Here is a 9,513-nt window from a genome sequence, read left to right on the forward strand (position 1 = left end):
GTGCGGGGCACGGCCTTCGTGCGGCGAGAGACGCCCGCCGGCTGGTTCGAGATCGATTCGACCAGCGTGGACCTGCCGGGGCGGGTCGAGGCGCATGTGAACCCGTACCTGATGGTGTCGGAGCAGGCGAAGGCGAATGGAGCGACTTGCGCGAAGGAAGAAGAGGCGCAGGTCGTCGCTGGTACAGCCGCGGCGAAGCCGCTCCATTTCATCCCCAATCCGAGCCTGCGCAAGCTGGAGGGGGAGGGAGCAAGGCCCGACGGGCGTGTCAAGGTTCCGCCGCGCGAGCGCTCCGTGATCCGCCTGCCTTCCTACGAGCAGGTGCGTGCCGACCCCGTGCTCTATGCCCACGCCAACCGCGTGCTCCACCTGGAGACCAACCCCGGCAACGCCCGCGCCCTGGTGCAGGCCCACGGCGAGGGCGCGACCGCGCGCGACGTCTGGATCAACCCGCCGCCCATCCCGCTCACCACCGCCGAGATGGACCATGTGTTCGACCTGCCCTATGCGCGCAGCCCGCATCCGTGCTACGCCGACGAACACGGCAGCCATGACGGCGCGACCAAGATCCCCGCCTGGGAGATGATTCGCTTCAGCGTGAACATCATGCGCGGCTGTTTCGGCGGCTGCACCTTCTGCTCCATCACCGAGCACGAGGGCCGCATCATCCAGAGCCGCTCGGAGGACTCGATCATCAAGGAGGTCGAGGCCATCCGTGACGGCGTCAAGGGCTTCACCGGCACTATCTCCGACCTCGGCGGTCCTACCGCCAACATGTACCGCATCGGCTGCAAGAGCCCGGAGATCGAGGCCGCATGCCGCAAGCCCAGCTGCGTCTACCCCGGCATCTGCCCGAACCTCAACACCAGCCACGATCCGCTGATCAAGATCTACCGGCGTGCGCGTGCGCTCAAGGGCATCAAGAAGATCCTGATCGGCTCCGGGCTGCGCTACGACCTGGCGGTGCAGTCCCCCGAGTACGTGAAGGAACTGGTTCAGCATCACGTGGGCGGCTACCTCAAGATCGCGCCCGAGCACACCGAGCAGGGTCCGCTCACCAGGATGATGAAGCCCGGCATCGGCAGCTACGACCGCTTCAAGCAGATGTTCGAGAAGTTCAGCGCCGAAGCCGGCAAGAAGCAGTACCTGATCCCGTACTTCATCGCCGCCCATCCGGGCACCAGCGACGAGGACATGATGAACCTCGCGCTCTGGCTCAAGAGGAACGGCTTCCGCGCCGACCAGGTCCAGACCTTCTACCCATCGCCGATGGCCACGGCCACGGCGATGTACCACACCAACAAGAACCCGCTGCGCAAGATCACACGCGAGAGCGAGACGGTGGACATCGTGCGCGGCGACAAGCGCCGCCGCCTGCACAAGGCCTTCCTGCGCTACCACGACGCCAACAACTGGCCGCTGCTGCGCGAGGCCCTGAAGAAGATGGGCCGTGCCGACCTGATCGGCAACGGCAAGCATCACCTGATCCCGACCTATCAGCCGCTGACCGACGGCAGCTACCAGAGCGCGCGGCGCAAGAACTCGACGCCGGTGGCCTTGCAGCCGGTCCAGCCCGCCAAGGGCCGCATCCTCACGCAGCACACCGGCCTGCCGCCGCGCGAGACCGGGGCCGGCCGTGCCAGGCCGGTGCGCAAGGGCCGCTGAGCGCGCCCGCCAGGATCGTTCAGGCGGCGTTCGGGCGCTGGCTGTATGGTGTGGTGCATGAACCTGCACCCAGCCCATTCGTTGCGCCTCGCTTCTCGCATGGGCCTGGGCCTGTTGCTCGCCGCCTGCGCCCTCGGCGCGGAGGCCGCCCCGCCGGACCCCGGCACGGCCGTGGCCCTGCGCGAGCAGCACCGCAAGCTGGCCGGCCAGCTCGCCAGCAGTCCGCTGCGCCGGCCGGTACACCTGGAATCGGCCGAGACCCATGGCGGGCTCCAGGGCGATGTCTACGCGGTGGTCGACTACCCGCTGGAACAGGTGAGCGCCGCGCTCGCCGATGGCTCGCAATGGTGCGAGATGCTGCTGCTGCACGTCAACAACCGGCGCTGCCGCGTCGGGCGGCAGCCAGAGGGCGAGACCCTCACGCTCAGCGTGGTGAAACGCTACGACAGGCCGGTGGAACAGGCGTTCGAGCTGCCTTTCGTGCATCGCGTCGCGAGCAGCTCGCGCGACTACCTCGAGGTCAGGCTGTCGGCCGAGAGCGGCCCGCTGGGCACCAGCAACTACCGGGTGACACTCGCGGCGGTGCCGCTCGGCGAGCGCCAGACCTTCCTGCACTTCAGCTACGCATACCACCACCACGTGATCGCGCGCCTGGCCACCATGGCCTATCTCGCAACCTTCGGCAGTCACAAGATGGGCTTCACCGTGATCGGCAAGACGCCGAACGGAGAGCCCGACTACATCCGCGGCCTTCGCGGTCTGATGGAGCGCAACGCGATGCGCTACTTCCTCACGCTCGATGCCTACCTGGCCGGCCTCGACACACCGCCGCCGGAGCGCGCCGATAAGCGGCTGCATCGCTGGTTCGAGCAGATCGAGCAGTACCCCGCGCAGCTGCACGAGATCGATCTCGCGACCTACCTCGAGCTCAAGCGCAGCGACCGGCGGCGTGACGCCGGGAAACCCTAGGAGCAGACTTCTAGCGCAGCACCAGCACCGGCGTGTGCGAATGCGTCAGCACATGCAGCGTCTCGCTGCCCATCAGCAGGCGCTTGATGCCGCGGCGGCCGTGCGAGGCCATCACGATCAGGTCGCTCTTGTGGACGCGCGCGGCTTCGATGATGGCCTCGGAGACCAGTTCGGATTTCATGACCACGGCGCGGGTGCCCTTGACGCCCCGGGCGTCGGCCTTGGCCTTGACCGCCTCGACCACGCGCTGGGCCTCGGCATCGGCCTGCTCCTGCATGCGCTGGACCTCCATCTGGTTCAGCAGCAATGAGCCTTCGAAGTAGCCGGTGGGGTAGTGGTGGACCACCTTGACTGCGACCAGATCCGCGTTCATCAGCAGGGCAAGGTCGATCGAGGCGGTCACGGCAAGTTCCGAGAGCTCGGAACCATCGGTGGCGACGAGTATGCGTTCATACATGGCGCTCTCCCGGGCGGGAGACGCCCGCCCCCAAGGCGCAGGTTAGCGCTGGGGGCAATGGACAACAAGTGCGTGGTCTAGGCGCGCGAGCCTAGCCTGCGGGGCCAATTTAAGGTTTGCTGAGGGATTGCGTAAGCATTTCTTAGCGGCGCGACCGGGCCGCGATTCCTAGACTTCCTTTCCAGGAGGCCGGCGCGAGGTGCGCCGGCCGTTTCACTCGAAAAGAAGGTCCCCATGAATATCGATTCACACGAAATGCGCCAGGTCGCCCAGGCGGACGTCCCCCGCGTCGACCTGTATGCCGGCATCCACAAGGCGCTGCGCGCGCTGATGGCCGACACCCTGCTCGCCCTCGGCCGCGCCGATTGCGAAGACGCGCTCGAGATGGCGCAGGTCACCCAGCGCGTGCACCAGCTGCTCGATTTCTGCGGCTCGCACCTGCGGCACGAGAACGAGTTCGTCCACAAGGCGATGGAAGCGCGCGCCCCGGGTGCCAGCAGCCAGATCGCGCACGAGCATGCCGAGCACGAGCAGGAGATCGCCCTGCTGGCCGCGCAGGCCACGGCCCTGCTGGACTGCGAGGCGGCAGCACGCGCGGCCGGCACGCTGGCGCTCTATCGTGCTCTGGCGCTCTTCATCGCCCACAACTTCGAGCACATGCATGTCGAGGAGACGGCACACAACGCGGTGCTATGGGCGCGCTACACCGATGCCGAGCTGATCGAGATCCACAACGCCCTCGTCGCCTCGATCCCGCCGGAAGAGATGATGTTCGCGCTGCGGTGGCTGGTGCCCTTCATGAACCCGGCCGAGCGCGTTGCAATGATGGCCGACATGCGCGCGCATGCCCCTGCGCCTGCCTTCGAGGCAGCGCTCGAAGTGGTGCGCCCGCATCTGGGCGAGCGCGAGTGGGCCAAGCTCACCGCGAGCCTGGGCCTCGGGCCCGACGCCTAGGCCGCGATCTCGTTGAGCGCGATCGGCCGTTCGAGGCGAAGGCGGAAGCGCCCGCGGCCCGTCTTCTCGATGCGTATGTGCGGGCAGTTCTCGGCCAGGCGGCGCTGCAGCAGCACCAGGCGCGCCTCCAGGTTGTCCGAGAGGTCGGGCAGGCGCAGGGCCGGGTCCAGCCGCAGCTCGCGGTTGGTGAACTCGCTGCGGCCGAGTCGCGCGTGCTCGCGCAACAGCTTGCCAAGGATGGCGCCCGCCACGCCCTTGATGAGGTAGCTGTTGCCGACGAAGACGCTGTTGTTGGCGAGGTAGTGGCGGACCGCCAGCGGCGTGCCGCTCGCCGAGGGCGCGTCCGGTTCGGCCGGCTCTTCGGCCGGCACAGGCTCGGCCGAGACGCGCAGCAGGTCCAGCGCCGCGCCCAGATGCCCGGCGATGGCGACCAGGGCGTCCTCGTCCTCGAAGCCGAAGCGCATGTCCTGCGGACTCTCGACGAACAGCACGCCCAGCAGGCGGCCGGTGGAAAGGATCGGCACCGCCAGCTGGCTGTGCGGCTCGGCCAGGCCAGGGAAGGGAATCTCGGTCTCCAGCGCCAGGCCGGGCTGGCTTTCGCGCAGGCTGATGCGCACCGCGTGGCTGTAGGCGGCCGCACTCGTCATGTGGCTGATGCGCACCGGCGTGCGTTCGCGCGCGGCCATGCCGATGACGCCGTGGCCCATCTCGATCTCGGAGCCGACGCCGGAGGTTGCGTAGCCGCAGCTCGCCACCGTGTACAAGCGCTGCGTGCCCGCATCGAGCATCAGGACCATGGCATGCCGGATGTCCAGGTGGTCGTTGAGCGCGGCGAGCGCGGCCTGCAGCAGCTCGTCGGTGGCGCCACAGGCGGCCAGGCGCTCCGCCGCTCGGCGCACGCCGGCCAGCAGGGCCGGGCGCGGCGCGGCCGGCAGGCATTCGCCCTCGAGGCGCTCGATGGCATCGACCTCGTAGACGTCGGAGCCCAGCAGGCGGAACACGCCGGCCATGCCGGAATAGGAGGCGATGCCTGCCAGCTGCGCCTTCATGCCTTCGAACAGCGGCCCCTCGGTCTCGGTGCGCAGGTAGCGCAACTGCAGCCGGTAGAAGGCGGCCGTGACCGGATCCATCACCAGCACCGTGCCGTGCGGATTGGCCAGGATGTTCTGGCGTGTCTTGTTGAAGAACTGGAAGGACAGCGCGACATGGCGCTCGTCCACGTAGTAGACCTGCGATATGTAGGCCACGTTGGGCGTGCCGTCCGCGGCGCAGGTCGCCATCATGGCCGGGATGGCGCCTTCGAAGCAGGCGCGGATCGCGGGCAGGGACGGTGCCGTGTTCATGCAGCAGGCAGCGCACTGCCGGCGCGCGGGCCGGGCGTCTGGTCGAAGGCCTGGTCGGGCGCGAAGCGGATCGCAACGGTGTCCTCGAGCCTGCAGGCAAGCATCGCGCGCACGAAGACCGCGTCGAAGCCTACGCAGCTGACCTCGCGTTCCATCGATGCCAGGTAGCGGTGCAGGCACGGCAGGTCGCTGTCGTCGGCCGCGCGAAGTCTTGCCGCCGTTGCCTTGACCTGCACCGTGCGGTGGCTCAATGGCTCGCTGAAGACCACCGCCAGCTGGCCGGTCGCGGCCACGTCCTGCAGCAGCTGGCGCGACTGGCTGCGTGACAGGTACACGGTGATTTCGGCGCCGTCGGCCGAAATGCCGGCGCCGACGGCCCGCATCAGGCTCGGGCGGTTCGCGGCGTTGCGCGAGGCCACGATGGCCGAGACGCCCTTGTCGATCATCGCGATGTGCTCGGGGCTCAGCAGCGGGGCTTGCGCGGTCATGATGGGGTGCGGTGCGGCTTGCCGGGAAAAGCGGGATTGGGATTGTGATTCAAAGTCGCCCCGGTGCGCTCATCAAGTCTGAACGGGCTCAGGCTTCCAGCGTGAGCAGCGGCACGTCGCGCTCGCGGGCCATGTCCTCGAGCTCGGCGCGCGTGCGGGTGCGCAGCCAGGCGGCCAGGCCCTCGCGCGTGGCCGGTGCCATCATGTCCTGGGTGCCGAGGCCCGCCGCTTCGCACAGCCGCAGTGCGAAATGCGGCTCCAGCGCGGCCACCGCCACCCGGCCGTCGGCGCAGGGGTAGACACGGTAGCCCGCATGGGCACCCCCCACGGCGCCCGTGGGTCGCGTCAGGCCCCAGCTGCGCGGCAGCGCGAGCCAGTCTGCCGAGGCGTTGAGCGCGACTTCGAGATGCACGCCGGTGCCCGGCTGTGCGCGGGCACAGAGCACGGCCTTGAGCACCCCCTCGCTCGCCAGCAGCGCGCCGCCCATGTCGGCATAGAGGGTGGGCGGCAGCTCGGTGCCCGTGACCAGTCCGCTCTCGGCCAGGTAGGTGAGGTCGTGGCCGGGTTCCTCGGCCCGCGCGCCGGGAGCGCCGACGATCGCCACTTGCGAGAGCGCGGGATGCCGCGCGTGCAGCGCCTCCCAGCCCAGACCCAGCTTGACCAGGGCGGAGGGGCGGAAGGAGGTCAGCAGCACCTCGCTCTGGCCGAGGGCCCGGTGCAGCTGCGCCAGGCCGGCCTCGGTCTTCAGGTCGGCCGTCTCGACGCGCACGCCCTCGTGCAGCGCGGCATAGGCGGCCCGGTTGTAGTGGGCCATCGGGTCCCCGGCGGGTGGCTCGAATTTCAGGCAGCTGGCGCCCATGGCGCGGCAGCGCATCAGGGCCGCGGGGCCGGGCAGGTTGAGCGCGAGGCTCAGCACGCGCACGCCGGAAAGGGGCGCGGAGGCGAGGTCGGGGGAAGGGGGCATGGGCGTGTCCTTGGGCGCTGCTGTCACCTTGGGAGCTTACCGGCTTGCCCGGCTCGCTCTACGATGTGCCTGCACAGCTCTTTCAACGAGGAGACCCCACATGTACCAGAGCGATCTCATGGCCGGCCGTCGGATTCTCGTGACCGGCGGCGGCACCGGGCTCGGCAAAGCCATGGCCGAGCGCTTCCTGGGACTGGGCGCTGACGTCGCGATCTGCGGCCGGCGCCAGTCGGTGGTCGAGGAGACGGCGGCGCAATGGCGCACGCAGTTTCCCGGCCGCAGGGTCGACGCCTTCGGGGTCGACATCCGCAACGCGCAGAGCGTGGAGGAAATGGTCGAGGCGCTCTGGCAGGGCGGCGGGTTGACCGGGCTGGTCAACAATGCGGCCGGCAACTTCGTCGCGCCGACCGAGAGCCTGTCCTCGCGCGCTTTCGATGCCATCGCCAACATCGTCTTCCACGGCAGCTTCTACGTGACCCAGGCGGTGGGCAAGCGCTGGATCGCCGAGGCCAAGGCCGGGACATGGCAGCCGAGCGACCCGTACCGGAGCGTCATGAGCATCATCGTGACCTGGGTCGACAACGGCGGCCCCTACGTCGTGCCCTCGGCCATGAGCAAGGCCGGCGTGGAGGTGATGACCAAGTCGCTGGCGACCGAATGGGCGCGCTACGGCATCCGGCTCAATGCCGTCGGGCCGGGCGAGATCCCGACCGAGGGCATGAGCAAGCGCCTCAATCCCGGCGAGGAGCCCGGGGCGCGCAGTAAGCAGCGCAACCCGATGGCGCGCACCGGCCGGATGAGCGAACTGCAGAACCTCGCCGCCTTCCTGATGGCGCCCGGCCAGTGCGACTGGCTTACCGGCCAGAGCATCATGATGGACGGCGGCCACGCGCTGGCCACCGGCGGCAACTTCTACGAGCTGCGCGAGTGGAGCGATGCCCAATGGCAGGAAGCGCGCGAGCGCATCGAAGCCCATAACCAGAAGGACAAGGCGCAAAGGTAGGGCCGGGGAGCCGACGCGTTCCCGGTCAGGCAATCTCCGCCCCGCGCGCCTCCAGCAGCTCGCGCAGGAAGGCGCGGTGGCAATGCGACTCGTCCTCGCAGTAGCAGCCGATCGAGAAGGCGCTCTGGTGCGAGAGCGCCGCCAGCAGGTCCAGGCTGCGGCTGGCGTCCGGCTCGGCCATCTCGGCCTTGAACTTGCGGCCGAAGGCGGCCCATTGCGCCGGGGTCTCGGCGGCCTGGGCGGCCTTCATGGTCTCGACCGAGGGCGCGAGGTTGGGGTACCAGACGTCGTACCAGTTCTGCGAGGCGAACTCGGACTTCGGCACGCCGCGCGGCGGGCGGCGCACGGTGCCGATGCGCAAGCCCTCGCCAGGGACGCGCTCGCTGCCGAGACGGACGATGCGGATGGCCATGGAAGTCTCCTCCTGGAGGTGCTGTGGTGTTGGCTGGGCGACAGTCGCGATCATCCTCGAGCATCCATACTGGCAGTGCAAACACCCGGAGACATGGCATGAACGAACGCATCGAAACGATCCGCCACCCCGACGGCGTGGTCGAACTGCAACTGGTGCGCGCCGACAAGATGAACGCGCTGGACCCGTCGATGTTCGACGCGCTGATCGACGCGGGCGAGCAGCTGTGCCAGGACGCGCGCGTGCGCGCCGTGGTGCTCGCCGGCCGCGGCAAGGCTTTCTGCGCGGGGCTGGACATGCAGTCCTTCGAGCGCATGGAGCAGGGCGCCGGCAGCGGCGTCATCGGCCGGCATGCGGTGTCCGACCTGCTGGTGCGCACCCACGGCATCGCCAACGCGGCGCAGCAGGTTGCCATGGTCTGGCGCGAGGTGCCGGTGCCGGTGATCGCCGCCGTGCACGGCGTGGCCTTCGGCGGCGGGCTGCAAGTCGCGCTGGGTGCCGACATCCGGCTGGTCGCGCCGGACACCCGGCTGTCGGTGATGGAGATCAAGTGGGGCCTGGTGCCCGACATGGGCGGCATGGTCCTGATGCGCGAGCTGGCGCGAACCGACGTGGTGCGCGAGCTCACGTTCACCGGCCGCGTCTTCTCCGGCGAGGAGGCAGTGGCGCTGGGCTTCGCAACCCGTGTCTCGGCCGACCCGTTGGCCGAAGCCTTGCGGATGGCGCATGAGATCGCGCAGAAGAGCCCGGACGCCATCCGCGCCGCCAAGCGGCTGCTGAACGCCGCAATGGCGCACGGTGCGGCCGACCTGCTGCTGGCAGAGTCGGTCGAGCAGAAGGCGCTGATCGCCAGCGCCAACCAGACCGAGGCCGTGCGCGCCAACATCGAGCGGCGCGCGCCGCGCTTCGAGCCGCAGCCCTAGTGGCGATTCAGGGCCGGGATCGTACGTCCGGACGCGAACGACCCGGAGGACCCGAAGGACCTGGAGGCTCGAAGGACCCGGCATACTCGCGGGGTGCCCATTTCCCTGCTTCATCGTTTGGCAGAGCACGATCTGCCCATCGCCGTCAACAACGGTGCCGACGTCGACGCCGTGCGCGTGCTGAGCCTCGCCGGCCACGTGAAGGCGACGATTCCCCCACCCGTGCGGACCATGGACGGCTATGAACAGCCGCCGGCCACCGTCACCGCCATCACCCCGCTGGGGCGCAGCATGATGAAGCGCTTTCCAAGGCCTCAAGGACTCATGGCCTGAGG

11 protein-coding genes are annotated in these 9,513 nt (G+C 69.1%); 6 read left to right on the forward strand and 5 right to left on the reverse strand.

Annotated features, from left to right (window positions below):
* A partial coding sequence (locus APY03_RS38655) for a YgiQ family radical SAM protein (RefSeq protein WP_232324574.1) occupies positions 1 to 1,665 on the forward strand: 1,665 nt, incomplete at its 5' end.
* A 57-nt stretch (positions 1,666 to 1,722) separates the two neighbouring features.
* Positions 1,723 to 2,634 (forward strand): hypothetical protein, encoded by a 912-nt coding sequence (locus APY03_RS38660; protein WP_068685970.1) that lies wholly within the window; start codon positions 1,723 to 1,725, stop codon positions 2,632 to 2,634.
* A 10-nt stretch (positions 2,635 to 2,644) separates the two neighbouring features.
* Here APY03_RS38660 and APY03_RS38665 read toward each other — a convergent pair whose 3' ends face one another.
* Positions 2,645 to 3,091, reverse strand: a complete 447-nt coding sequence (locus APY03_RS38665) for a universal stress protein (protein ID WP_068685972.1) — start codon at positions 3,089 to 3,091, stop codon at positions 2,645 to 2,647.
* A gap of 234 nt (positions 3,092 to 3,325) precedes the next feature.
* On the opposite strand from APY03_RS38665, the gene APY03_RS38670 reads away from it, so the two are divergent.
* Positions 3,326 to 4,045 carry a hypothetical protein gene (locus tag APY03_RS38670; protein WP_068685974.1) on the forward strand — a complete coding sequence of 240 codons (720 nt, stop codon included), beginning with the start codon at positions 3,326 to 3,328 and terminating at the stop codon, positions 4,043 to 4,045.
* Here the strand turns inward: APY03_RS38670 and APY03_RS38675 are convergent.
* The 3 genes from APY03_RS38675 to APY03_RS38685 form a co-directional block, all read right to left on the reverse strand.
* Positions 4,042 to 5,388, reverse strand: a complete 1,347-nt coding sequence (locus APY03_RS38675; RefSeq protein WP_068685976.1) for a GAF domain-containing protein — start codon at positions 5,386 to 5,388, stop codon at positions 4,042 to 4,044. The two genes, APY03_RS38670 and APY03_RS38675, sit on opposite strands and share 4 nt — an antisense overlap.
* The gene (locus APY03_RS38680; RefSeq protein ID WP_068685978.1) at positions 5,385 to 5,876 is read right to left on the reverse strand and encodes a hypothetical protein; all 492 of its coding nucleotides are present in this window, start codon (positions 5,874 to 5,876) and stop codon (positions 5,385 to 5,387) included. Before APY03_RS38680 ends, APY03_RS38675 begins: the two co-directional genes overlap by 4 nt.
* 88 nt (positions 5,877 to 5,964) lie before the next feature.
* On the reverse strand, positions 5,965 to 6,840 hold the full coding sequence (locus tag APY03_RS38685; protein WP_068685980.1) for a CoA transferase: 876 nt from the start codon (positions 6,838 to 6,840) through the stop codon (positions 5,965 to 5,967).
* A 100-nt stretch (positions 6,841 to 6,940) separates the two neighbouring features.
* Here APY03_RS38685 and APY03_RS38690 point away from each other — a divergent pair, with 100 nt between their 5' ends.
* Positions 6,941 to 7,843 (forward strand): SDR family oxidoreductase, encoded by a 903-nt coding sequence (locus APY03_RS38690; RefSeq protein ID WP_068685982.1) that lies wholly within the window; start codon positions 6,941 to 6,943, stop codon positions 7,841 to 7,843.
* Between the two features lie 25 nt (positions 7,844 to 7,868).
* On the opposite strand, the gene APY03_RS38695 is transcribed toward APY03_RS38690, so the two are convergent.
* The gene (locus tag APY03_RS38695) at positions 7,869 to 8,255 is read right to left on the reverse strand and encodes a DUF488 domain-containing protein (RefSeq protein WP_068685985.1); all 387 of its coding nucleotides are present in this window, start codon (positions 8,253 to 8,255) and stop codon (positions 7,869 to 7,871) included.
* Positions 8,256 to 8,353: 98 nt separating this feature from the next.
* Between APY03_RS38695 and APY03_RS38700 the strand changes: the two genes are divergently transcribed.
* Positions 8,354 to 9,178, forward strand: a complete 825-nt coding sequence (locus APY03_RS38700; protein WP_068685987.1) for a crotonase/enoyl-CoA hydratase family protein — start codon at positions 8,354 to 8,356, stop codon at positions 9,176 to 9,178.
* A 117-nt stretch (positions 9,179 to 9,295) separates the two neighbouring features.
* Positions 9,296 to 9,511, forward strand: a complete 216-nt coding sequence (locus tag APY03_RS38705) for a hypothetical protein (protein WP_232324575.1) — start codon at positions 9,296 to 9,298, stop codon at positions 9,509 to 9,511.
* Positions 9,512 to 9,513: the final 2 nt, after the last annotated feature.

It is taken from the genome of Variovorax sp. WDL1 (assembly GCF_001541225.1).
GTDB lineage: Bacteria > Pseudomonadota > Gammaproteobacteria > Burkholderiales > Burkholderiaceae_C > Variovorax.

Excerpts from the sequence above, each read along its gene's own strand:
- APY03_RS38665 (WP_068685972.1), bottom strand. The coding sequence starts at position 3,091 with ATGTATGAACGCATACTCGTCGCCACCGATGGTTCCGAGCTCTCGGAA.
- APY03_RS38680 (WP_068685978.1), bottom strand. The coding sequence starts at position 5,876 with ATGACCGCGCAAGCCCCGCTGCTGAGCCCCGAGCACATCGCGATGATC.
- APY03_RS38690 (WP_068685982.1), top strand. The coding sequence starts at position 6,941 with ATGTACCAGAGCGATCTCATGGCCGGCCGTCGGATTCTCGTGACCGGC.
- APY03_RS38695 (WP_068685985.1), bottom strand. The coding sequence starts at position 8,255 with ATGGCCATCCGCATCGTCCGTCTCGGCAGCGAGCGCGTCCCTGGCGAG.
- APY03_RS38670 (WP_068685974.1), top strand. The coding sequence starts at position 3,326 with ATGAATATCGATTCACACGAAATGCGCCAGGTCGCCCAGGCGGACGTC.
- APY03_RS38660 (WP_068685970.1), top strand. The coding sequence starts at position 1,723 with ATGAACCTGCACCCAGCCCATTCGTTGCGCCTCGCTTCTCGCATGGGC.
- APY03_RS38700 (WP_068685987.1), top strand. The coding sequence starts at position 8,354 with ATGAACGAACGCATCGAAACGATCCGCCACCCCGACGGCGTGGTCGAA.
- APY03_RS38675 (WP_068685976.1), bottom strand. The coding sequence starts at position 5,388 with ATGAACACGGCACCGTCCCTGCCCGCGATCCGCGCCTGCTTCGAAGGC.
- APY03_RS38685 (WP_068685980.1), bottom strand. The coding sequence starts at position 6,840 with ATGCCCCCTTCCCCCGACCTCGCCTCCGCGCCCCTTTCCGGCGTGCGC.